Source organism: Allomuricauda sp. ARW1Y1, assembly GCF_013407935.1.
Classification (GTDB): Bacteria; Bacteroidota; Bacteroidia; order Flavobacteriales; family Flavobacteriaceae; genus Flagellimonas.
This window is the reverse complement of record NZ_JACBZU010000003.1, coordinates 421,334-445,818: the sequence shown is the minus strand read 5'-3', so window position 1 is coordinate 445,818 and position 24,485 is coordinate 421,334. Positions and strand designations below refer to the sequence as shown.

General features: G+C 41.8%; 22 protein-coding genes. 2 read left to right on the top strand and 20 right to left on the bottom strand.

Translation table 11 applies throughout. The annotated features are described in order from the left end of the window. Window position 1: 1 nt before the first annotated feature. Both GGE08_RS10920 and GGE08_RS10915 read right to left on the bottom strand, forming a co-directional pair. Window positions 2-481 (bottom strand): hypothetical protein, encoded by a 480-nt coding sequence (locus GGE08_RS10920; protein WP_179384913.1) that lies wholly within the window; start codon window positions 479-481, stop codon window positions 2-4. Between the two features lie 43 nt (window positions 482-524). Continuing rightward, entirely contained in the window at window positions 525-707 is a 183-nt protein-coding gene (locus tag GGE08_RS10915; RefSeq protein WP_179384912.1) for a hypothetical protein, read from the bottom strand. 196 nt (window positions 708-903) lie between these two features. On the opposite strand from GGE08_RS10915, the gene GGE08_RS10910 reads away from it, so the two are divergent. After that, on the top strand, window positions 904-1,131 hold the full coding sequence (locus GGE08_RS10910) for a helix-turn-helix domain-containing protein (protein WP_179384911.1): 228 nt from the start codon (window positions 904-906) through the stop codon (window positions 1,129-1,131). Between the two features lie 288 nt (window positions 1,132-1,419). Then, the gene (locus GGE08_RS10905; protein ID WP_179384910.1) at window positions 1,420-2,958 is read left to right on the top strand and encodes a Fic family protein; all 1,539 of its coding nucleotides are present in this window, start codon (window positions 1,420-1,422) and stop codon (window positions 2,956-2,958) included. Between the two features lie 58 nt (window positions 2,959-3,016). Here the strand turns inward: GGE08_RS10905 and GGE08_RS10900 are convergent, their stop codons facing one another. From GGE08_RS10900 to GGE08_RS10815, 18 genes are all read right to left on the bottom strand, one after another. Next, window positions 3,017-3,823: a zinc-dependent peptidase gene (locus GGE08_RS10900; protein WP_179384909.1), complete on the bottom strand. Its 807-nt coding sequence runs from the start codon at window positions 3,821-3,823 to the stop codon at window positions 3,017-3,019. A gap of 15 nt (window positions 3,824-3,838) precedes the next feature. Beyond that, window positions 3,839-4,051: a heavy-metal-associated domain-containing protein gene (locus GGE08_RS10895; RefSeq protein WP_179384908.1), complete on the bottom strand. Its 213-nt coding sequence runs from the start codon at window positions 4,049-4,051 to the stop codon at window positions 3,839-3,841. Window positions 4,052-4,072: 21 nt separating this feature from the next. Next, window positions 4,073-6,331: a heavy metal translocating P-type ATPase gene (locus GGE08_RS10890; protein WP_179384907.1), complete on the bottom strand. Its 2,259-nt coding sequence runs from the start codon at window positions 6,329-6,331 to the stop codon at window positions 4,073-4,075. Between the two features lie 258 nt (window positions 6,332-6,589). Further along, window positions 6,590-7,153 (bottom strand): DUF305 domain-containing protein, encoded by a 564-nt coding sequence (locus GGE08_RS10885; RefSeq protein WP_179384906.1) that lies wholly within the window; start codon window positions 7,151-7,153, stop codon window positions 6,590-6,592. Between the two features lie 106 nt (window positions 7,154-7,259). Further along, entirely contained in the window at window positions 7,260-7,490 is a 231-nt protein-coding gene (locus GGE08_RS10880; RefSeq protein ID WP_179384905.1) for a heavy-metal-associated domain-containing protein, read from the bottom strand. 195 nt (window positions 7,491-7,685) lie between these two features. Further along, complete coding sequence (locus tag GGE08_RS10875) at window positions 7,686-8,243, bottom strand: helix-turn-helix domain-containing protein (protein WP_257024010.1); 558 nt, start codon at window positions 8,241-8,243, stop codon at window positions 7,686-7,688. Window positions 8,244-8,542: 299 nt separating this feature from the next. Then, the gene (locus GGE08_RS10870; protein ID WP_179384903.1) at window positions 8,543-10,357 is read right to left on the bottom strand and encodes an efflux RND transporter periplasmic adaptor subunit; all 1,815 of its coding nucleotides are present in this window, start codon (window positions 10,355-10,357) and stop codon (window positions 8,543-8,545) included. Between the two features lie 246 nt (window positions 10,358-10,603). Next, window positions 10,604-11,329, bottom strand: coding sequence for a PepSY domain-containing protein (locus tag GGE08_RS10865; RefSeq protein WP_179384902.1), 726 nt, complete (start codon window positions 11,327-11,329; stop codon window positions 10,604-10,606). 21 nt (window positions 11,330-11,350) lie between these two features. Beyond that, window positions 11,351-12,577, bottom strand: a complete 1,227-nt coding sequence (locus tag GGE08_RS10860; protein WP_179384901.1) for a permease — start codon at window positions 12,575-12,577, stop codon at window positions 11,351-11,353. Between the two features lie 85 nt (window positions 12,578-12,662). Beyond that, window positions 12,663-13,241: a DUF2911 domain-containing protein gene (locus GGE08_RS10855; RefSeq protein ID WP_179384900.1), complete on the bottom strand. Its 579-nt coding sequence runs from the start codon at window positions 13,239-13,241 to the stop codon at window positions 12,663-12,665. Between the two features lie 6 nt (window positions 13,242-13,247). Then, entirely contained in the window at window positions 13,248-13,724 is a 477-nt protein-coding gene (locus tag GGE08_RS10850) for a DUF4440 domain-containing protein (RefSeq protein ID WP_179384899.1), read from the bottom strand. Between the two features lie 17 nt (window positions 13,725-13,741). Then, entirely contained in the window at window positions 13,742-14,290 is a 549-nt protein-coding gene (locus GGE08_RS10845; protein WP_179384898.1) for a two pore domain potassium channel family protein, read from the bottom strand. 5 nt (window positions 14,291-14,295) lie between these two features. Next, complete coding sequence (locus GGE08_RS10840; protein ID WP_257024009.1) at window positions 14,296-15,705, bottom strand: FMN-binding glutamate synthase family protein; 1,410 nt, start codon at window positions 15,703-15,705, stop codon at window positions 14,296-14,298. A 162-nt stretch (window positions 15,706-15,867) separates the two neighbouring features. Then, window positions 15,868-16,320, bottom strand: coding sequence for a heme-binding domain-containing protein (locus GGE08_RS10835; protein ID WP_179384896.1), 453 nt, complete (start codon window positions 16,318-16,320; stop codon window positions 15,868-15,870). Further along, a complete protein-coding gene (locus GGE08_RS10830; protein WP_179384895.1) occupies window positions 16,321-16,917 on the bottom strand; it encodes a DUF3347 domain-containing protein in 597 nt (198 codons plus the stop codon). It abuts the gene before it with no gap. A gap of 25 nt (window positions 16,918-16,942) precedes the next feature. Continuing rightward, window positions 16,943-19,345 (bottom strand): multicopper oxidase domain-containing protein, encoded by a 2,403-nt coding sequence (locus GGE08_RS10825; RefSeq protein ID WP_179384894.1) that lies wholly within the window; start codon window positions 19,343-19,345, stop codon window positions 16,943-16,945. A 75-nt stretch (window positions 19,346-19,420) separates the two neighbouring features. Further along, the gene (locus tag GGE08_RS10820; RefSeq protein ID WP_179384893.1) at window positions 19,421-20,638 is read right to left on the bottom strand and encodes a TolC family protein; all 1,218 of its coding nucleotides are present in this window, start codon (window positions 20,636-20,638) and stop codon (window positions 19,421-19,423) included. Continuing rightward, entirely contained in the window at window positions 20,635-24,399 is a 3,765-nt protein-coding gene (locus GGE08_RS10815; RefSeq protein WP_179384892.1) for an efflux RND transporter permease subunit, read from the bottom strand. The genes GGE08_RS10820 and GGE08_RS10815 overlap by 4 nt, the downstream gene beginning before the upstream one ends. Window positions 24,400-24,485: the final 86 nt, after the last annotated feature.

Below are 24,485 nucleotides of genomic sequence, written 5' to 3'. Positions count from 1 at the left end.
GCTAACTTCTTTTTAGGACATAGGTAATGACTACGTTACGCTCATCCAAAAAATCCTCTTCTTCAACAACTAGTCGGTTTTGCGTAAATTCTATGATGGTCCAGTCGCTACGGTTATCAAACCGGATAATCTCATTATTGATAAGCTCGTAGGTATCATCCTCTACATTCTGAAAAGCTGGCACCTCTCCACACGATAGCCCATTTTCATTAATGGAAAATGCACTTTTTTCCCCAGGGCCCCGAGAGCTGAAAAACGTCAAATTATCCTTTAGGCACTGCCGAATTTCGTTTGTATTATAAAAGTCATCATTCACTGTGCCATCCCCGTTAATATCGACTGCGATGTTGGAACCTATGGCCTCATACTCCCATTGGCCGAATAGGGCTTCTGCCCTATCCTCCTCGGCAACATTGTCATCGTCTTTATCGCAGGAAATCAATCCAAGGACAAATACAACCATCGGCAAGTATTTTCGCATATCGCGATGTTTGAATTATTATCTCAAAGGTACAATATGAAATTTAATTTTTGCCTTGGCGATTTTTGATCATCTCCCTCAATTTTTTACAAAGGTCATGATGTAACTGATGGTAGGTGAGCTCATCTATTTTAAAACACTCTTGCCACTCGTTAAAATTCTCTTCTTGCATCCCATCATTTTTGGTAATTCGAAATACCATGTAATCGTAGCAATCTGATTTCATCAATTTCTCTTTCGATTCGTGAAACAAGGTCAAGGCCTCCGAATTGCCACAAAAGATATATTTGGTTTTTGTATTCTTAATGATTTGTTATTGTAAGAAATTACACCTTTTACACAAAGCTATCATAAATTGTGAAATAACACGCTCTTAAGGACGTAATTTTATTGTGGCGTTTTATGGAAATTCATCCCCGAAGATGAATTCACAAAACCATAAAAGAAAGAAGGCTATTGCGAAACGCATCAAAGAGCTGCGTATAAATTCGGGTTATAGCAGTTATGAGACCTTTGCCACCGATAACGGCCTATCTCGTAAAAATTATTGGCGCATAGAAAAAGGTGGTAATTTCAATATCACTACATTACTGAAAATCACTACCATCCACGGAATTACACTTGAAGAGTTTTTTAAGGGTATTAAGTAGTGAGCCCAAGAGAGGTAAATAGTTCTTTAAAATAAGTACCAAGCGAATCTCTTTTGATAAAATTCTGTTCAAAAAGGAACATCAGAAATAAGCATCGCTTTTGGCTCCTTTATCCACACCAAAAGAATTATCGATTTACCGAAATTGGAAAGGCTTATTGGTTTTGCCTAACTCTCTTCCGATAATATGAAACATGTTTTCATGTTATTTCACCATTAATAACTGTTTTTCATGAAAAGTAACCAATTTTCATGTTATATTTGTAATTATTTTTCATGAAATAAATATATGAATAATCAATATTCACGAAAAATAACTGCTTTTCATGATAGGATCTTACCAGAGGAAGGAATTTTGGTCGGGTATGGTTGGCTGCTACAAATTATCGAGGATACAAGAAATAGACGATTGCCGCTACCGGAGCGACTTGCCATTGTAACGGAAAAACAACAGCGGTACAATACCCTAGAATGGCAGGTATTTGCAAAACGGTACATGCCCGAGGATAGTGCCATAGGCCATCTCACTTTTGCGCTGAAGTATGAAGGTATTGATTTGCTCATTTTAAAAGAGTTTTTTTCGGCCGTGGGTCATACCCCTGCAATGAGCATGATGCAGAACGAGCCCACGGGCCAATATTCCAGAAGGGTCTGGTTCCTGTATGAATGGCTTTTCGATAAAACGCTGGACATTCCCGATTTAAAAACCGGCAACTACGTTGAAGTTGTAAGTCCCAAGCATCAATATGTGGGTCCGGTTGAAAATAGTACGAGGCATCGGGTAAAGAATAACTTGCCCGGTATCAGGGAATTTTGTCCCATGATACGTAAGACCAAAAAGCTGGAGGCTTTCACCTCTACAAAATTTCCTGAAATCATGGAAAAAGGGTTAAAGGGAAGAAATAAAGACTTGATACGAAGGACGGCCGCATTTCTTTTGCTAAAAGATTCGAAAGCATCCTTTGCCATCGAAGGGGAATATCCTCCGAACATGAGGGCAAGAAATTGGGGCAAGGCCATTGGACAGGCAGGTAAAAAGCCGTTGACGATTGAAGAGATAGAGCGTCTTCAGGATATAGTAATCGGCACCAAGAAATTGAAGCACATGGGCATTCGCAAAGGCGAAGGGTTTATCGGTGAACATGACCGTGAGAGCTTACTTCCAATGCCTGATCATATCTCGGCCAAGGCAAAAGATTTGCAATCATTGCTTGGTGGATTGATCGAAACCAACAACCTCCTGCAAGGCAGTGGCTATGACCCAGTTTTGGCAGCGGCCAGTATCGCTTTTGGTTTTGTGTTCATCCACCCCCTATCAGACGGAAATGGCAGGATACATCGGTATATCATACATCATATATTGGTACGCATGGGCTACACCCAGAGGGATATGATTTTTCCGATTTCAGCAGCCATACTGAATCGAATCGGAGAGTATCAAGACATATTGGAACACTTCTCATCACCCAGACTTGATTTGATTGAATGGAAACCGACCCCTGACCACAACGTTGAAATCTTGAACGACACCATCGACCTCTATCGTTATTTTGATGCCACATCGCAGACAGAGTTTCTCTATGAATGTGTCGAGGAGACCATTGAGAAGATCATCCCCGAAGAGCTGGATTTTCTGGAAAAATATGACCAAATGACGCATCAAATCAATGCGTTGGTCAATTTGCCCGATAACAAAGTAGATCTGTTGATCAAGCTCCTCAATCAAAACAGCGGAAAACTATCGAAAAACAAAAGGACAAAAGAATTTGATCAATTATCCCAAGAGGAAATTGAAAGTATAGAAAAAACCTACGCATCCATCTTTTAGCATGTTCAGGAAAAACATCCAAATTTGCAATTACATTGTGGTGATTTTCTACCCAAGACTAAAAAATCGGTTTCTTAAAAGGTTCCTTTTCTAAAACTCTAGATTCCTGCCTAAAACAATCGACCAACATCCTATAAAGTTCAGGATGTTTTCTCTTGAGTAAATCAGGTCGTTCAAAAAAATACTCGGTGGCCACGGCGAAAAATTCCGCTTCATTCGTTCCGCCATAGTTTCTTATATCAGATTTATTGGCATTGATGGCTTCCATTTCCTTATGGATCAATTTTAACCATGGAATTGTGTATTGGTGCTCCAACAGCCGTTCTGGGATTCCATCCGTGAAATCATCGAGTTTATCAATGAGATGTACAAATTCGTGAATGCCCGTATTATTTTTATCGCTTTGGTTCTTGAAGCCATGATATAATGCTTTCTTGGATAATATCATTTGCTTTTCAAAACGTCCGTTTCCCACAATTCCGCCAATATTACGCGACTTATCTTTACTGCTAAATTGCAAATCCTCATTGAAATTGTCTGGGTATAACAGTATTCCGCTCAAATTGGTATAATGCCATTCCTCAAAACCAAAAACAGGTATTACAGCGCTTGCGGCAATCAAAATCTTGTCGAGCTCTTGCAATTCCAATTGTACGCCATCAATATAGACTTCACTCAAAAATTGCATCATTCGCTGCTGAAATACCGCCTGCCTTTGCTTTGAAAGATTTCGATAATATAGCACGTTATCCAACAACAGCCCGTGCCAATGCTCTGGAAAAGGCTGCACCTTTCGCCGTTGTGCTTTTTTGTAAAAGTGAACAATCAAAAGAAGAATGACACCTATGGGGATAACGTAAGCCATATCATATCGAGGGTATTACGTTACAGACTCTGCCTTAAACCCCACTTTTTGTAAGGTAGCTTTTACTGCTTCTTCCGAAGCACCATCACTTTTAATGGTCAATATCTTATCAGGATTAGTGGTGTCCACTTCCCAACTCTCTACCCCTTCTTGTTGGTTTAAAAATGGGGTCACTTTAGAGACGCAACCACCGCAATTGATATTCGTTTTGAATTTTAAAGTTTTCATAGTTTCTGAATTTTATGATTGTTATAGTCTTATTTGTTTTAACCGTAGGCTATTGGCGACAACCGAAACGCTACTGAAGGCCATTGCAGCCCCTGCTATCATCGGGTCCAACAGAAAGCCATTGATGGGATATAGCACGCCGGCCGCTATCGGAATACCGATAATATTATAGATAAATGCCCAAAATAGATTTTGACGGATGCCCAAAACAGTTCTCTTTGACAATTGCAACGCTTTGGGAATAGATTGTAAATCCGAGGTTATCAAGGTCATTTTGGCAACGTCCATCGCAATATCAGACCCTTTGCCCATAGCGATACTTACATCGGCTTGCGCCAAGGCATGGGAATCGTTGATACCGTCGCCCACCATAGCCACTATTTTTCCATCTGCCTGTAATTTTTCTACAAAAGCAGCTTTATCCGAGGGCAATACTTCCCCTTGGTAGTTGGTTATCCCTACTTGTTGTGCTACCGCTGAAGCGGTCTTGTTGTTATCCCCCGTGAGCATATAGACCTCAATTCCCTTATCCTGTAGTGTGGCAATCGCTTTTTTGGATGTTTGCTTAATCTTATCCGCAATGGCAAGGATTGCCAATATTTGCGTATCATCGCCAAAGAATATGACCGTTTTTGCCTTGTCTTCCAGCTCTTCGGATGCTTCTTTTAATGCAGCATCGATTTGAATGTCATTCTTAACCATTAATTTATGGTTACCTACAAAATACCGCGTCCCATTTTCCAATTCGGCTCTAACGCCCATCCCTGTGATACTTTCAAAAGAGGCAATTTCAGTGGGTTGAACATTTTGTTCCTTAAAATGGTTGACCACGGCCTCGGCCAATGGATGTTCGGACTGTGTTTCAATCGCTAAAAGAATCAGTTCGTATTTCCTTATGTCCTTATTACTCTCAGCCCAATGAATATCGGTCACCAAGGGTTTGCCCTCGGTAATAGTACCCGTTTTATCAAGGATGATCGCATTCACTTTATGACCTAACTCCAAGCTTTCGGCATCTTTTATAAGGATATTATTCTCGGCACCTTTACCGATACCTACCATTATAGCAGTAGGTGTAGCCAACCCTAGGGCACAAGGACAGGCAATGACCAATACAGCGACAGAAGTCAATAAAGCTTGAGAAAACGCATTATCACCTCCAATAGACATCCAGACGATAAAGGTGATAATGGATATGGCCAATACAATGGGAACAAATATTCCAGCGATCTTATCCACCAATTTTTGTACGGGGGCTTTGCTGCCCTGCGCTTCCTGTACCATTTTTATGATTTGGGAAAGCAGGGTTTCGCCACCAACTTTCTCAGCCGTAAATTGAAAACTCCCCTTTTGATTAACAGTACCAGCAAACACTTTCGCTTCTTTGGATTTTTGTACTGGAACAGGTTCGCCCGTAATCATACTTTCATCTACATAGGAGCTCCCTTTTGAAACTTCACCATCCACAGGAATTTTCTCACCAGGTCGCACCAAGATGGTCTGCCCAACCTGAACTTCGGAAATCGGAATCTCCTTTTCCAAGCCGTCCTCAATAATCTTCAACGTTTTGGGCCGTAATCCCATCAGTTTCTTTATTGCGGATGAAGTGTTCGATTTTGCCCTTTCCTCCAATAATTTTCCGAGGGAAATAAAGGTAATGATGACCGTGGCCGCTTCGTAATAGACGTGCGGTTCAATGCCACGGCTAAGCCAAAACTCTGGAAAAAGGGTATTGAAAACACTGAACAGAAAGGCAATTCCCGTGCTCAATGCGACCAATGTATCCATATTGGCCTTAGCGAACCGTGCTTGTTTAAAGGCATTGATAAAAAAACTACGCCCGAACCAAAATAAAACAGGAATAGTCAATACCAATGACACCCATTTTCCAGGTTCCCATTGCATAAAGAACATTCCAAGTACGAAGATGGGCAGCGTCAGAATAGCTGACCAAATGGTACGGTTTTTTATGTCTTGGTAATGCTTTTGTTGAAGCTCTTGTTGTGCTTCCACTGGGTCTTCGGCATCGATAATGATATCATAGCCCACTTCACGCAGCGCGTTCTGAAGTTTTTCTTCAGTAGTACTTTCATCGTAATCGACCAAAACCGAATTATTGGCAAAATTAACGGTGGCCTTGTTTACGCCTTCGGTATGCGATAATATTGACTCCACACTGCCCGCACAGGCGGCACAGGTCATACCTGTTACCGGAAAGGATTTTTTGATTCCTGCTTTTTGTCCTTTGGGTTTGGTGTCTAATATATCTGTCGTTTCCATCCGCTACTCTATTTTTTATAACACAAATTTCGGAATAGAACACGGGAAAGTAGTTACGTTATTTGCTGAAAGAGTTGTAGAATTTTCAGAAATAATAACGCATTATTCAGCATCGTGGGCCTCTTCTAAACTGGAAATTGATTTTTTGAATTCGGCGACATAAAAAAGGTTCTCCAATTTCAAATGCCTTTCTATGGTAAAGAAAAATTAGTTTCGGAAAACCTTTAGTATTACAATCGATACAGGTCTTATCTTCTCCTAATCGTTCAGATTCTTCGTTTCCTCGGTAAGCGACCCTTCAAATTTGGGAAGAGGACGCTTTTCTTTTTCTTCTTCTGTTTCTACTATTCCATTTTTCTTGATGTCGTTTATCAACCACTGCATTTCCATTATTTCCCTGCGCTGCGCCTTGATAATTTCATCCGCAAGTTTCCTCACCCTGACATCTTTTATTTGAGAACGTTCACTCGTCAAAATAGCAATGGAGTGATGGGGAATCATACCCTCCATATAATCAACCCCCGAAACCGTGACCTGACTTCGAACCAGCCATATTCCACCTGCAATCAATAAAACACCCAAACCTAAAACCAAAGCATTCTTTTTTCGGTCCTTATACATTTGCAGCATATACAGCAGCATAATTATGACCATTGATCCGCCCATGATAAGCGTCATAAAAAATCGGGTCTCACTATACCAAAAATGGTCAATGATTTGGTAGGAGTGTGTGTACATTAAAAAAAACATGGCGACCATTGAGGTGCCAACCATTGCAAAAAACTTTAAATAATTATCGTGTTTCTTTTGATTTTCTTCCATTGTGGATGTTTTATCTGGTTATTGTGATTATTCGTTGACTTTCGATTATTGTATCGTTCCCATACTATTTTAGCCTGACAGTTAATCTCATCTAAACTATCGCATATCAGGTTTGACCGACTTTATTCTTGGGTTGTATTTTATATTGTCCTCCGTTATTTTCCAATGCTTTTTGTAAATTTTCGAGGGGTACTTCAAATTGCGACTCTACGGTAGCTTCCGCATTTTTTAAATCGACCGATACATCGGCCACTCCCGCTACATTTAAAAGTGCGTCTTCGACATGCCCTCTACAGCCGTTACAGGTCATCCCCTTTATTTCGTATGTTCTTTTCATGCTATGGTCTATTTAATTGTAGTCTTTACTCTTAAAGGTGGTTTAAAAAAGTTTGGCTTGAAAATAATGCTTTTTACAAATGCCTGTTGTTCGTAAAAAGACGAACCTTGACCCATTTGATAACAAGGTTATTTATTTAAGGTATATGCGGGTAATGGCTGCCTCGGGAGGTTATTGCGGCCCTAATAGTAGAAATTAAATATCATCTAAAGATTTTCTATTTTGAATAGCACCTTTCTTAAATTGGGTAGGTGTCATTCCGGTCACTTTTTTAAATTGGTTGCTCAAATAGGCTATACTGCTATAGTCTAACTGATAGGCTATTTCCTTTAGGCTTAGCTCGTCATAAATGAGCAGTTCCTTGACCCTTTCAATTTTTTGGTTAATGATATACTGTTCAAAAGTGATGCTTTCCACCGATGAGAAAAGTGAACTCAAATATTTATAATCCAGGCCTATTTCTGAACTAACATAGGCGGCCCATTTGACCTTAAATTCTTGTCGTGAATGAAAAATTTTTTCGACCACAAGATTTTTCATACGCTCAATCAATTGCGACCTACGATTACCAATCAAGGAGAAACCTAGCATATTTAACTCGATTTGTAATTGATTTTCTTGTTTTGCCGTCAGTGCATCATTCAATATAACTTGGCCCAACTGCATATTGGAATAACCAATACCCATCTTTTTCAGAACACTGGCTACCGCCGTAACACATCTTGGGCACACCATATTTTTAATGTGCAGCATTTTGTTCATAATTGAATTATAAATTCATTGCACTCACTTTATCGATTATCATAGATGGGCCCGATGTTCCCAAATCGCTCTCAACACCACCAAGATGACCGTGACTACAAACAAGATGACTATCGCTAGTGCAGCATAGAATCCCGTTTTTCGATTAGATTCCCTTCTTGTGTTCTTGCTCTCCTTTCTTTGTTGAATTCTTCTCTCCCTTCGTTTTTGACTCATGATGCCAAAATCTTCTTATTTATATTTGTCTGGTGTAAATTTCACTATTGCAACTTTAAGGACATGTCATCTCCTTATTCTATTGTTTCCCTAATTTCTCCACAGGTCAACATGGCATCGCCATAGTACGGGTTTCTTATTTCTTCAACAGCACTCAACCAGTAAGCTCCATTGTTGTTGTTTGCCATCGGACAAAATTGCTTAAAAACCTTTTTGCCGACACCGAACAATTGTATACTGCCAATCATGTGCGACGATAGATGGTTGAAATGATCTCTTTGCTCAGTAATGGTAGATGTACTACCAATGGCATCGGCAGAAGACTTCATTTCTTTTTGAAGTGTCATCCAATGGTTGTGGGCGTTTTCTTTATCGAGCAGTTTCATATCGACTTTCTCTAAATTTGACGAAACATTTTTTGCCGAACTTTGCGCCCCTTCGGGGTCGTCGGCGACCAAGGCATTTTTGAGCGCCAGATAAGCTTCAAAAACCCCGTTCAACTGGCTTTGGAATGTTTTGTCAACATCCATTCTTTCGTTCATTTTTGAATGATCTGTTTTACTGCCCGATGCGGCTTGGTCATTGCCCTGCATTCCTGCATGACCTTCGTGTCCCGTCATGGTCTTGCCCCCTTCTTTGTTCATCATCGATTTTTTACCTTTCAACTGAGCTGCCGCATCAACCGTAAATGTACCATTGGTAACTACTTCATCGCCCGGTTCGAGTCCGTTTACAATAGTGTAAACATCACCCGCCTGACTACCCAGCGTTACTTCCCGCATTTCAAATATCGACTTGTCGGCATCTGGCTTTACATAAACCACAGACCGCTCACCGGTCCACATTACGGCACTTGCGGGTACGGCCAACGTATTTTCTTCCGTTATTTTCGAACCCTTTATGGTTCCTTCGACGAACATGCCCGGTTTCAACAGGTTATCTTTGTTGTCGAGAACGCCACGAACCATTACCGTCCTCGTTTTTGAATTTAGCAATGGATCTACAAAGGATACCGTTGCCGTAAACTCTTCGTTCGGATAGGCATTTGTGGTTACTTTCACTTCTTGGCCTTCTTTCAGCGATGCTATTTGATTTTCATAGGCATCGAACACTGCCCAGACATTGTTCAAATTGGCAATTTTATACAGGGGCTGCCCTTGTTTCACATAGTCTCCCTCTTCTACCATGATATTGGTAACGGTACCAGAAACAGTGGCATAGACAGGAAAATTTTCCATTGTTGTGCCAGATTGTTCGATTTTATCTATTTGTGCCTCGGATAGTTTCCAAAGCTTGAGTTTGTTACGCACCGCCTTATACAATTGAGGCTGTGATTCCTTCAACGAAGATGCCGTCAACAATTCTTGTTGCGCCGATACGAGTTCTGGAGAATAAATCATTGCCAGTAGTTTTCCTTTGGCAACGGTTTCCCCTTCGTAATTGACATAAAGCTTTTCGATTCGCCCCGCAAAATAGGTCACCTGAACAGCATTGGCCTCTTCGTTTTCCCTGATTTTTCCAGAAAGTTTAAGAGAACCTCCATCAGTTGCGCCCATACCAACTTTGGTGGTATGTATGTTCGCAAGTGCCAACGCATTTTCAGTCATTTTGAATTGGTCAGCGGTAAGGCCGTCAGCACCTGATTCAGCTGGAATCAAGTCCATTCCGCAAATAGGGCAATCGCCCGGTTCAGGCTGCATGATCTGTGGGTGCATTGAGCAGGTCCACATTTGAGCTTCAGACTCGTTTGAATGGTCATGGCTATCCGACATGTCAGAAGTGTCCTTTACTGCCATCTGTTCGTTTGCTGAGTTTTTGAAAATTAAGTACCCTCCCAATAAGCCAATGGCCAGGGCTGCTATTGCGGTATAAATGATGTTTTTGTTCATGGGATTCAAATTAAGATGTTATGCTATTTTTTTAATGATCGGAATTAATTCGCTTACTTTTTTTCGTTTTAGGGATGAACATCGGTCAAAATTTATCGAATAGGCCAAAAAGAAGAACCTCTAATAATGTATGTAGCACAAATAATACTACTATGAATACTAGGATGTAGGCACCCTCGCTATATGTATCAAAACGTGTCGCTCCGTTTTCTTCTTTTCTCTCTACTTCCATAGTTCTTCAACCTTTTAATCAGGCTTTTTAACCCGGCCCCGTTTGTTTTTTATTTTTCTAATTGTGGGCGAGGATATGTACCATAACGTAAACCCGCTCAGCACGGTTATGAGCCCCAAAAGCGAAAAGCTTCGAAGCAATAGCGTGTTGAAATTGTCCCTAGTGTTATAGTCCATCGTATGCGTCATCCACAGAAAGTCGAACCATCGCCAATCCCGATGACGTAGGGTTTGGAACGCACCATCTTTTTCTGAAACGTAAGCCTTGATATTTTCAGGCGTTTCATAACTGACAACATAGGCTGGAAGCGGTCTGCCACGATATTCGCTGTGGCTTCCCACTTGCTCGATACGCTCGATTCCTTTTACTTGAAGTTCCGGCAACATATTCCGTTCAGCGATTTTCAAGGCTTCACTTTCTGAAATTGCTTTCTTTTCTTTACCCGTCTTGGCATCAAAAAGTTGCTTGTCATTTATCCAGTAATAGGGTTTGCCATCAATTTCCCGAAGTTCTACGGAAACTATCGCTTCTTCAAGATTTACCTCGGATGGACTTATCAAATCGGTAAAAGCGGATGCCTCGACTGGGTCTTGCCGAAACTGGTCGCCGTGTATTTCGTCAATATCCGTCCAACTGAAATACATACCGCTAATCGTCCACATCAAAAACTGGATGCCCAAAAAAATTCCTAAGTATCGGTGCGATTTTCTAATCCGTTTTGCTGTTTTTCTATTGACCATAATTAATTTACTATCTGTAATTTAGTTCACTAAAAATTTTACAATCAATCCACTCGCAAGCCATACATAACAGATAAAGGCCGCATATTTCAAAATCTTTTCGAGCAAAGGGCTTTTGGGTGCCATTTCGCTCATAGAGTGTTCTACATCCTTTTTCTTATAAAAGCCCAGATATATCAAGTATCCTGAGATTGTAAGAAAGACAAGATTGAGATAGAATGTGTAGTCAATCTTAAAGTGTTCCTTGTCCTGAATCTTGACCTGTGCTGGGTCGGGCAGCATTCCCAACAAATCGAAACCATAGTGCAGGGCCAGCGAAGTGCCAATCAGTGCCGTAAACAATAGAAACAGAATGAAAAATGACATTTTCCAACCGTAGTACTTAGCATTGATGCGCAGAACGGGAAAGACCACCAAATCACTAAAGATAAAGGCCATCACGCCCGCAAAGCTGACCCCTTTACCGAACAGCAATGCCGCCAGAGGGATGTTTCCCATAGAGCCGATGAATGTGAGAAAAGCCGCTACGGGACCGACCACGATATGTTCGAGAATTTCAAGAAAGGTGAAATCCGTTTTGCCCTGGCCACTGTTTATGAAAAGGGTCTGAAAGAAGGAATCGGGTACAAAGGCCGCTACGATTCCAGCGATGGTAAAGCCAACGGTGACATCCTTCCAAACCATTTGCCATTCCATCTTATATTTTTTGGCAACGCGCGCCCAACTGTCTTCGTTAGTTATTTGTTTCTTCCAACCTTTGGAACCGTCCATCTCATCATCATCTTCATTTTCGAGATTCTTACGGGCTTTTTCAATAAGTTTTTTTGGATTGATGACCCGAATAAGAATCCAAGAAATCAATATCAGCAATAGACCCCCAACATACTCCCCGACCACAAATTGCCACCCCAAAAAGATGGAAATAATAATGCCCAATTCAATTACGAGATTGGTCGATGCCAACAGAAAAGCAATGGAAGACACAAAACTTGCCCCTTTCTTAAAAATGGATTTTGTACCTGCCAGAGCAGAAAAACTGCACGAGCTACTTATAAAACCGAAAAACGTGCCCAACAGCACACTTTTGCCTTCGTTTTCGCCCATTGTTTTTTGCATCCGTTTTTCTGTCACGAAAATCTGTATCATACTACTGATGATATAACCCAAAATGAATGCCCAAAGCGCCATCCAGAAAAATCCGGTGGTCGTATAGGCGGCTTCGCCCCATTGTTTTAAAAATTCGTTCACGGTTTAAACTGTATTATTTTTTATTCTTTGATGATACACGTGGTTTTAATTTTTTTATTATCGTATACTTGTTGACCCTATCTTGTTATTTTACTTTGAATGGAATTACTACTTTAACTTTTTCCCACGCTAATGTTATCTCACCTTGAGTATCACTAATTTTCTTGATATTATATTCTAAGTGTTCTTTTAGACTATCTGCAATAATCGGTGTTACCTTAAATCGTATTACATCATCTTTTTCGTCATATTCATCCTTTCCGTGCTGGTTCCAATTGGAATTTAAAATGATGGTCCATTCTTCTTTTGAAGGAATGGTAAAAAATCCATATTTACCTGCTTTCAATTCCTTACCATCTATTTCTAAATCCGTATCTGTCTCTATCCACGTAGCCATATGTGCTCCAGCTTGCCAGACTTGGTCATACGCCAGCAAACCACCAAAAATCATCCTGTCCCTAACCCCTGGCGATGAATAATCAATATGGATGTGCGCATTACCAATGGTCGCCATTGCAGAGGTGTGGGGGCTTAACACTTTTTTTGGCGGTTGGTCTGTGGTTGTTTCTTTTTCCTGTTCTGGCAATGGCTCGGTTTTCTTCTCTTTACAGCTGGTAATAAGAAGAAGACCGAACACTATACTTATTGAAATATATCTACTCATCGGTTGTTACTTAGTATTTCTTGAAGATGAATGGGTTTTTATTATTTTCCATTTTCCATCTATTTTTTTAAGGATTGAGGTTGCTACCCCTTTTTTCTTTATGGTCCGGCTATTTCCCTTGTCGTCCGGATTGAGGACAATGGTATATACGTATGTTTCGGTAGTAAAGGCATAGGGTACATCTAACTTTACATCGATTTCATAATCTGAAAATTCGAATTTTTCAAAATGACCTAATTCCGGTCCTAAATGGTGCTCTATATAGTGGTTGTACGTACCCTCGACACCTCCCGATTCAAAAACCTCCGAATCCTCGGTAAATAATTCGAAAGTACCTTCGGTCGTTAGGTTTTGTAGGGCATCCTTATAGCTTTTCATTACTGAAAGCACTGCTTCTTTTTCTGTTTTTGTATCTTGACCAAATAGCGGGCTTGTCGCTATTATGAGCAACATTGTTACTGTGGTTAATTTTAGTGTTTGCATACTTTTAGTTTTAAGGGTTATTTATTTACTCGTATTCTATTCACATTTGCGATACCAAAGACCAGGACGAAAAATCGTAGTGCCACTTCAAGCGCCACCAAGGTTTTCGCGGGTAAGGAAATTGGGACTATATCACCATATCCTACTGATGAGAATGTTATCAAACTGAAATAGGATAAATCAAAAAATACTGACAGTCCATCATTGCCAATACTGTTGTCCATTTTAAAATGAATAGCATCCACAAACTGCAACGCTGTGTAATCTATTGCAAACGAGAAAACTATCAACACAATCAGGTATCCAAACAACACCAGTACGTGGCTCAATAGATGGCTCTGACCAATTATCTTCATTAGTTGGTTAAAGGACAAGGCTATAATGAATCCTATCTTTAGTAATGTTAAGGCCAGTAGGATAAACATAGCATAAGACCCTTCCATAGTAGGTAGCGCAAACAGTTCTATTACTGAAGCAAAAAGCATCACCAATAGAACATACTTTGAGCTATCGAAAAGCTGCCCATAAAACGCTCTTGTGGTTTCTATGTCCTCTTCTTTATCCATTCTTATTAGTTATCCATAAAAATCTCATCATAGCCTTTTGTTTCATTCTCGTTGATTCTTCTTATTATGTACTTTTTGTCGATACCCCTTCTATTTTCAATTCCCATTGATTTTAGCAGCTCCTTAAAAGCTTCAATGGTGTTTTTATGGTAGTTGGCTACTTTGGTCTTTTTATCTTCTACTACCAATGATGCGACCCTTGAAGGTACCATTGTGGTGATTCCCGTAGGGCAGGTATCCAGATTGCATTTTAAGGATTGTACGCAGCCCAAGGCAAACATCATCCCCCTTGCGCTGTAGCAGGCATCGGCACCAAGTGCCAACATTTTATAGATATCAAAAGCCGATATTATTTTTCCTGCTGCCATTAATTTTATTTCATCACGAAGCTTATATTTCTTTAAAATGGAATGTGCAAAATGTATCGCTTCAATTATGGGAAGCCCGGCCCAATGTAGCGATTCCATATGTGCAGCACCGGAACCACCCTCTGCACCGTCTATGGCTATAAAATCTGGATAGTTTTGCTTTTCAGTAAAAGTGCGAACCATTCGTTCGAATTCGTCTTTCTGCCCGATGCACATTTTAATCCCTATGGGCTTCCCTTCAGAAAGCTTTCGTAATTCTTGTATAAAGGCAATCATTTCCAAATCAGTACCAAATGCGGCGTGATGTGGTGGCGATAAAATTTCGGTTCCTTTTTCTACGTCCCTGTACTTTGCGATTTCCTCGGTATTTTTTTTGGCAGGAAGAATAGCACCAAAACCGGGTTTTGCACATTGTGAGACTTTTATCTCAATCATTTTGACCACCTCATTGGATGCGATTTCCGCAAATTTTTTATGGTCGAAATTCCCATCTTCTGTCCTACATCCAAAATATCCAGTGCCAAACTGAAAAATAACGTCGGCTCCATATTCCTGATGGTAGGGGGTAAATCCACCTTCGCCAGTATTTTGGGCAAAGCCTGCGATTTTTGCACCACCATTAAAGGCAAGGGTCGCATTTTTGCTTATGGAACCATAGCTCATTCCAGCCAGATTTAGGATGCTTGCCGAATAGGGTTTTGTGCATTTTGAACTCCCTATGGTAACCCTAAAATCATCTTTGATTTCCTTTGCAGGATAGGTGGAATGGGTAAACCATTCGCGACCAACTTCGTAATACGGAATCTGCGTTCCAAAAGGTTGGTTTTTGACCGCGTCCTCGGCACGTTTATAAACAATTTCTTTCTGTATCCAATTGAAAGGTTTTCCCTCTGTTCTATTCAATAAAACCGTTTCTTGAACGACGTGACGTTGTTTCTCCAATAATTCTGTAACCCTACCGAAAAGGGGATAGTTGCGACGTATGTTATTTTCCTTTTGATAATAATCGATGAATCCCAAAAAAACGGGCGGGACGACCACAAGCATTGCCCACCGCACTTTTGGGTAGATTAATGACATCCCGACTAAAACTGCGAGGATTGCAATAGAAACGATAAGAAATTCTCTTCTCATAAATATAGCGCCTGACAAGGGAAACGCATTCTACTAACCAACCAATGAAAAAAGCCGCGTTTCCCTTTCAGGACTTTATAAATTATCCTTTAACCGTTGCAGATACTCTATGATTTGTGTTTTTGCAACCGTATCCAGTTTAGCATTCCAATGAATCAGTGTATAGCTATCCAAAGGCATTTCACCATCCTCAATCTGGCTTATAATTGACCTTAATTTGCTGGTTTTCCTACGGTCTGAAAGGTCATCCCATTCGTTGAAATTCAATTCTGCCTTTCCTTCCTTAATATGATGTTCCAAATACCAAGCAGATGGTTGAATTTTGCTATACCAAGGATAATTGGTATTGTTACTGTGGCAATCATAGCAGGAAACCCGCAACGATTGTTCAACCGTTGCAGGTACTTTGTTCACGAGCATAAAATCGGTTTGTGGCACTATTTCGCTCTGGTTATAATCCACAGGGAAAAATTGGATGACCACAAAGGCAATCAATGCTATCCACGCTATGATTTTTACTACTTTCACTTAATTGATTTCACGTTGCACCTTTCCACATTTCAGCATTTGGGCACCGAAATAGGGGTTTCTGATTTCTTCGTTCATACTGAGCCAAGCACCGCCTTTGTTGTTATCGTACATTGGGCAGTATTGCTCATAAATTTTCATTGATGTTCCTGTTATCGCCACCATATCGGCCATATCCTTACTGAGCGTCTTAAAATGCTCGCGTTGGTGTGCTATATCGCTCTCGCCAATATGTTCGGCGTGTTCGGTGGCATCTTCGATGATGTCCTTTAGTTCGTTCTGCTCGCTGTCCGCATAGCTCGATGCATCAAAGGATTTGAGCGATTGTGCCAAGGTGTTGCCCAGTTCCTTTGCTTTGGAATTGTCATCGTTTACCAAAGCATCTTTTAGATTGAAATAGCCCTTTAATATGGCCTCGGCCTTGGCATCTTGATTTTTGCCCATAGCCATATCGTCCTTGTCATCCATCGTTTCCTGATGCATCTCGTTGCTCATAGGTGCAGCTGGTTCATTCTTGTTTCCATCCTTGCAGGAAACGGTTAGAATCATTGTGGCAGCAAGTGCCATTGTGCTCATTGTTCTTTTTACTGTCTTCATTTTTTTTGTTTTAAATTGTTACTTGTTAAAATCGGGCTAAAAGGCCGCCACCCCAGCCATATCGGTTGTTGTAATTTGCTTGTATTGAAAAATTTCGGGATAGGATATAAGAGGCTCCCACCAACCACTGGGTTTCGCTTTGATAAGATGAATCCCCAATATCGTTCACCCAACCAAAGTCTGCTCGATATTCATATTCACCTTCCAAAAAAATTCTTGGAAAAATCAGGATTTCCCTGTCCAGACGAATCCTTGGGCGCAATTGATGGTCCATACTCACATCTACATTAAATCGGTAAGGTGTAAAGTATTTTACACCAATTAGACCTACCGTATTGAAGTTGTCATATGAGTTGGGTGTGGACGTTTCGGTATTCACTCCTACATAGAGGCGCACCCAATCATTTAGGTATCTATCATAGTTCACTTCGGCTTCAAGGTTTTTGTCATAGTCGAACTCTGCCCGTAAAGCAAAACCATTCCGAATATTGCTTGACATTAGAAATAGTTCGTTAAAGTTTGAGCCTGCACGCAACAATCCCCAAGAATAGAAATGGTCTGTTTCGTCAATCAGTTTTTGAACGGGAAAACCTTTCATCCTTTCATCCCTTGGGGTATCATAGCTGAATACACGAGCCATACCGCCCATCATATGGTACAGGATGTGGCAGTGAAAGAACCAATCGCCATACTCCTCGTTATAGAACTCGATGACCACTTTCTGCATCGGTGGCACATTCACGGTGTGTTTCAACGGCGAGCGCTCACCATTTTCATTGATTACCCTAAAATAATGACCGTGAAGGTGCATCGGGTGGTGCATCATCGTTAGGTTGTTAAGGGTAATGCGGGTTACTTCACCACCCTTTATTTTAATCTTATCCGTTTCTGAAAGTGGCACACCGTTCATACTCCACACATAGCGTTGCATATTTCCGGTCAGGTTCAATAGAATGTCGTTTACGGGCAAATCAGCCTTGTAGGTGGTATTTTCCCTCGCTTTTAAGAAATCATAGTTGAAATAGGTTTTACGAGTATCGTAATCAAAAGATGAAGTGTCTTTCTTCATCATAGGCATATCGTGCCCCATATGGCCTCCCATCTTATGCGAAGGTTCGGTAGATTTCATTGGCATTGAATCTTTTCCTGCCCGTCCGGCAGGCGGGTTCGTTCCTGCCATACCGTTCATCTTTTTGTCCATCTTCATATTATCGCCCATTTCGCCTTTATTCATTGACATTTTATCTTGCATTCCCATATTCATCCGGCCATCTTTCATATCCATTTTCATCCCGTAATTCTCCTTCAAAAACTCGGGTGTTTTTTTCTTTTTGTTACCCACCATTGCAGGTGCGCCCATCTTCATATCCATTTTGGCCATTTGTTTCATCATTGCAACCTTGTCAGGTCTCTCAATTCTTTTTGCAGGATACAGGCTTCCCTGTCCCAAGCGCAACGAGGTGCTACCAGAACCATCTTGAGCGGTGGCGGTAACTTCCAAAGTACCTTCGGGAATGGTTACGATAACATCATATGTTTCGGCAATACCAAAAAGGAAACGGCTTTTAAGTACAGGTTCCACATCAATACCGTCGCCCGCAACGACCATAGGGTTGCCACCGCCAAAATCCATCCAGTAATAGGTAGAGGCGGATGCATTGATAAAGCGAAGACGTACTTTTTCGCCTGTTTTGAATTCGGGATACTCGGCCAATGATTTTCCATTGGTCAGAAATGCCGGATAATAGATGTCGGCTATATCGGCTCCTTCCATACGGTCTCTCCAAAATTTCAGTTGTGCACCAAATGCACTTTCCTTGATAACTCGGCTCAAAGGAACCGCCGTACCTTTTTTGACCTGATACCACTCATTTCCTCTTTTAAGGTTTCGCAAAACATTCATAGGATTTTCGTTGGTCCAATCAGAGAGTACCACAACCAAATCCTTGTCATATTCCAGAGTTTTTTCTTTTGGGTGAATAATAATAGACCCATAAACACCGCTTTGCTCCTGTAGCATCGTATGGGAATGGTACCAGTAGGTGCCCGATTGGTTTATTGGGATTCTGTACTGAAAAGTTGTTCCTGGTTTAATAGGTGGCGTAGTCAAATAAGGCACACCGTCATAAAAATTGGGAAGTATCAAACCGTGCCAATGCACCGATGTTTCCACATCCATTTTATTGGTCACGTTAATGATGGCAAGGTCCCCTTCGTTAAATTCCAAAACTGGACCGGGAATTCCGCCATTGATGGTCATTCCTTTAGCGGTTACACCAGCGAGCGTCATTTCATTTTCTTCAATAGTAAGGTTGTACTCATTAACCGGTCTACCTTCTTCTTTTCTATCTTGGCCATTGGTCCCTACTTGGGCAACGCCTACGCATGAAATGAGAAGTACCCACATCATTGTTATCTTTCTGATCATAATTCTATTTTTTTAGTCATGCTATTAGATTTTATTAAATTCAATCTATAGATCTTGCTCTTATCTAAATTGATATTAGCTCCTTAGATAATTGATAATGGCCGACTGCACAAAGTAGCCCTTGATGGATTCTATTCTATTGATTTGAAACTTAAGCTGAAGCTCTTGAATATCGAGCACATCGTTGAAATCGATGGTTCCGGTCTCGTAACTTTTGATAAGAATTTCCTCTCCGTCCTTGGCCTGTCCGATATTTTTTGTTTGGGTCCTAAAACGAATCCTGGCAGCCATTCTGTTGTTAATGGCCTCGCTCAAAAGTGTTTCGAGCTTGTTTCTTCGTTCTTGCTTTTGGGCGGTTATTTCCTCTTGCCTTAATTTGTTCTGTTGTGAAATGGATTTGTATTTATTGTTGAATATCGGGATGGACACCGATACCATCGGCATCAAGATGTCCTTTCCGTTATCATCGAAAGACATATCAGGCCTTTCGGCAACGGGTACGTAATCCAATCCGAAACCAAGATTCGGTAAGGCTTCTTTTTGGTTCAAGATTTCAGATTGTTCGACCGACTCGTACAACTTGTCATACTTTAAAAGTTCAGGATGCAGGTCAAGGCTTCCTTCTTCCGTTATCGGGTCTTGTTCGGGTACCGTAAGCCCTTCGTAAACTTCGACTTGTGTTTGTTCGTCCCTATTCAATAGATTGTTGAACAGCGTTTGTTCGGCCAGATACTCCTGTTCCAAAACTTCTTTTTGCTGAAGCAGTTCGTTCTGCCGAATCTGCAAGCGCAACACATCTACTGCGGAGGCATTACCAACTTCTACCGAGGTCAAGGCCAATCGTTCATAGGTTTCCAGCAATTCTATATTCTCGTCCAAAACGCTTTGCTTCGCCCTAATCGAGAATAATCGGTAATAGGACTGAGATACCGACAACGCCAATTTCCTTTTGACAATGACCAGCTCTTCGTATTGGGCATCGGCCAATGAGCTTGCATAATTTTCACGGGCGGTAATGGTACCAAACCACGGAATCATCTGTTTTGCCGAGAACCGTGCTTTCTGTGCTCCGGTCCGTGTTTCGGGCTCGCTTACGAAAAGTCCGGCACTTACCTCAGTATTGGGCAAAGTGTTGACCTCGTTCACTTTTTCGGAGGCAATATTGTACCGCAGCTCAAAGGCCTGGATTTCCGGATTGTTGAGTTCGGCCTGTTGGATAAGGCTTTCCAGTTCCTGTCCGTTCATGGAAGCGATGGAAACTATTCCAATCAAGATGTATAGATATTTCTTCATTTGGATACTCTTTTTAATTGAAACTCGGCCTTCCAACTGTACAACACTGGAACAACAAACAAGGTAATCAAGGCGATAAGCATTCCCCCGAAAGAAGGAATCGCCATCGGAATCATAATATCACTGCCACGGCCAGTGGATGTCAATACCGGAAGCAGTGCCAGAATAGTGGTAGCGGTCGTCATCAAACACGGACGGATACGTTTTTCGCCTGCTTCGACAACCGAATCCCTAACGGATACAAGGGAATCGGGCTTGTTTCTATCAAAAGTTTGGGTCAGGTAGGTGGCCATGACCACACCATCATCGGTTGCAATACCAAAGAGCGCAATAAACCCGACCCATACGGCAACACTCAGGTTAATGGTATGCATCTGGAAGAGGTCTCGTAGGTTTTCCCCAAAAAAGTTGAAGTTCAGGAACCAATCCTGACCATAGAACCAAATCATCAGAAAACCTCCGGCAAAGGCAACAGCAATCCCGGTAAACACCATCAATGAGGTACCTACCGAACGGAATTGGAAATAAAGAATCAAGAATATGATGGCCAATGCCAACGGTACTACGACCGACAATGTCTTTTCGGCACGTAGCTGGTTTTCATAGGTACCGGTAAACAAATAATTGATACCCTTGGGAACCACCAATTCTCCATTATCTATTTTTTCTTGTATAAGGGCCTGCGCGTTCTCGACCACCTCGACTTCTGCAAAACCGTCCAACTTATCGAACAGCACATAACCCACCAAAAAAGTGTCTTCACTTTTGATGACCTGTGGCCCCTGTTCATATCGAATGGTAACCAACTCGCTCAAAGGAACCGGGCTTCCCTTTTCAACAGGAACATAAATATTCTCCAAGTCTGCTGGATTCTCTCGCAATTCCCTTGGATACCGCACGCGTACGCCATACCGCTCACGTCCTTCAACGGTTTGGGTAAGCACCATACCCCCAACGGCTACCTGCAACACGCTTTGCACATCTTCAATGGTAATGCCGTATCGTGCCAAACGCTCCCTGTTGATATCTATAAGCAAATACGGCTTTCCGACAATTCGATCGGCAAACACGGCTTCATCCTTGACCCCCTCGGCCTCCTTTAAAATGTCCTCCAGCTTGAGGCCAAAGGCTTCTATTTCCTTTAAATCTTGCCCTTTTACCTTGATACCCATAGGCGCACGCATACCGGTCTGCAACATGACCAAGCGGGTTTCAATAGGTTGCAGTTTGGGCGCGGAGGTAACGCCTGGAAGTTTCGTTACACGTACAATCTCGTTCCAAATATCATCGGGGGATTCAATTTCAGGCCGCCAGTTTCTAAAATATTCCCCATCATCATCGGGAATCAAATCCTTTTGTTTAACAGAGAATGCAGAAACTATGGCAGATTCATCGTAATTTCCTTCATCATCTACAACCATGTTCGGATTGGTCACAAAGGTGCCGTCCCTGAGTTCGAAGAGGCCATCTTCATTGACCTTGAACCGCTGGCGCTCCCGTTTAGCGTTGAGCATGTATTCCGGCTTGTACTGGATGACATTCTCATACATCGACAAGGGCGCCGGATCCAATGCGGATTCGGTTCTTCCGGATTTGCCGACCACCGTTTCGATTTCAGGAATACTGGCTACGGCCATATCCAGTTGCTGCAATACCCGTTTGTTCTCTTCGACACCGGCGTGCGGGAGAGAGGTAGGCATCAACAAAAAGGAACCTTCGTTCAATGAAGGCATAAACTCCTTGCCCGTATTGCGCATAATCATTACTCCGAATACCACAATGGCAGTGGGTATGGAAAGAAATATCAGCTTATTCCGTAATGCCCAGCGAAGAATCTTAGTATAGTAGTTCCGGAATATGGTAAAGAAGCCCAGTAGTCCGAAACATATAAGCGAAACAAAAATCAAGTTCCAAAAAATACTCTTATCAAGACCGAGCGGTCTCCAATATCCCGCCAAAACAAAAACAATGGCAAAGGCCGAAATAATGATATTGATAAGATTGGCTCGTTCTTCGGAAAGCGAAAATCCAGTATAAATACGTGATGCCAATTCCGGATTTTTTAGCAAGCCTACTATACCGAAGGCAATCAATATAAATCCTAATAAAAAGCCATAAGCAAGGGCTATAATCCCTAGAAGTATCAATATTCCATTAACGGCGTATCCAGTAGTTTTCTTTATGCTTTTTTTTCTAAATAGAAAGGCTGCAAATGGTGGTATCAAAAATAAGGCTACGATAATGGATGCGGTAAGCGCAAAGGTTTTTGTAAAGGCCAAGGGTCTGAAGAGTTTTCCTTCGGCCCCGATCATCGTGAACACTGGAATAAAACTGATGATGGTGGTCATCACGGCGGTCAATATGGCCCCCGACACCTCTGCGGTGGCATTGTAGACAACGGTATTAATGGGTAGGCCCTCTTCATTTTCGTCCAAATGCCGTATGACGTTTTCCGAGAGTATGACCCCTACATCCACCATGGTTCCAATGGCAATGGCTATACCCGAGAGTGCCACGATGTTTGCATCCACATTGAATAGTTTCATGGCAATAAACACCATGAGCACTGCAACCGGTAACAGTCCCGATATCAGGATGGATGCCCTTAAATTGAAGACCATGATAATGATGACCAAAATGGTAATGAATATTTCCAAGGTCAGGGCCTCGTTAAGGGTGCCTAGCGTTTCTTGAATAAGTTCGGTCCTATCATAAAAAGGAACGATGGTAAGTTGGGATGTTCTGCCATCCTCAAGTACTTTTGAGGGCAGTCCGGCACTTAAATCATTGATTTGATCTTTGACATTATTGATGACTTCCATGGGATTGGCACCATACCGTGCAACTACTACGCCACCGACAACTTCTGCGCCTTCCTTATCCAATATGCCGCGCCGTGTGCCCGGTCCGTAGGAAACATTAGCAATGTCCTTCAGGCGGATGGACGTGTAATCCTCAGAGGTAACGACTGCATTCTGTAGATCCTCGATGGACTTCACATACCCAAGCCCGCGAATGAGATATTCGGCCTGATTAATTTCCAAGGTCTGTGCCCCAATATCACGATTACTTTGTTTTACCGCTTTTACCACCTGCTGTAGCCCAATACCGTATTGCTTCATCAGTTCGGGGTTCACATCTACCTGATATTCCAGTACATAACCCCCTATAGAGGCCACCTCTGAAACACCGCTTGCTGACGATAGGGCATATTTAACATAAAAATCCTGAATACTTCTAAGCTCCTGTAAATCCCAGCCGCCTGTGACATTTCCTTTCTCATCGCGTCCCTCCAAAGTGTACCAGTAGATTTGTCCAAGTCCTGTGGCATCCGGCCCCAATGCAGGGTTGACCCCATCGGGCAGTAAACCGCTCGGTAAGGAGTTCAATTTTTCAAGGATTCGACTGCGGCTCCAATAGAACTCGATATCCTCTTCAAATATGATGTAGATACTTGAAAATCCGAACATGGAGGAACTACGGATGGTCCTTACCCCCGGTATTCCCAAAAGTGAGGTTGTCAATGGGTATGTTATCTGATCCTCGATATCTTGTGGGGAACGACCGTCCCATTTGGTAAAAACAATCTGCTGGTTTTCCCCGATGTCAGGTATGGCATCTACAGCCACGGGATCTCTTGGTAATGAGCCAGTGCTCCACTCAAACGGAGCGTTTACGGTTCCCCAGCCTACAAAAAGGACTAGGAGCAAAACGGCTACCAATTTATTCTCGATAAGAAATTTGATGCTTTTATTCAGCATGGTATTGATGATTAAGTAATTAGAAGTGCTGGCCGGAAACCAACGAAAACAGGATAAGCCCTAAACTGCTATCAGTTGGGCTGAAA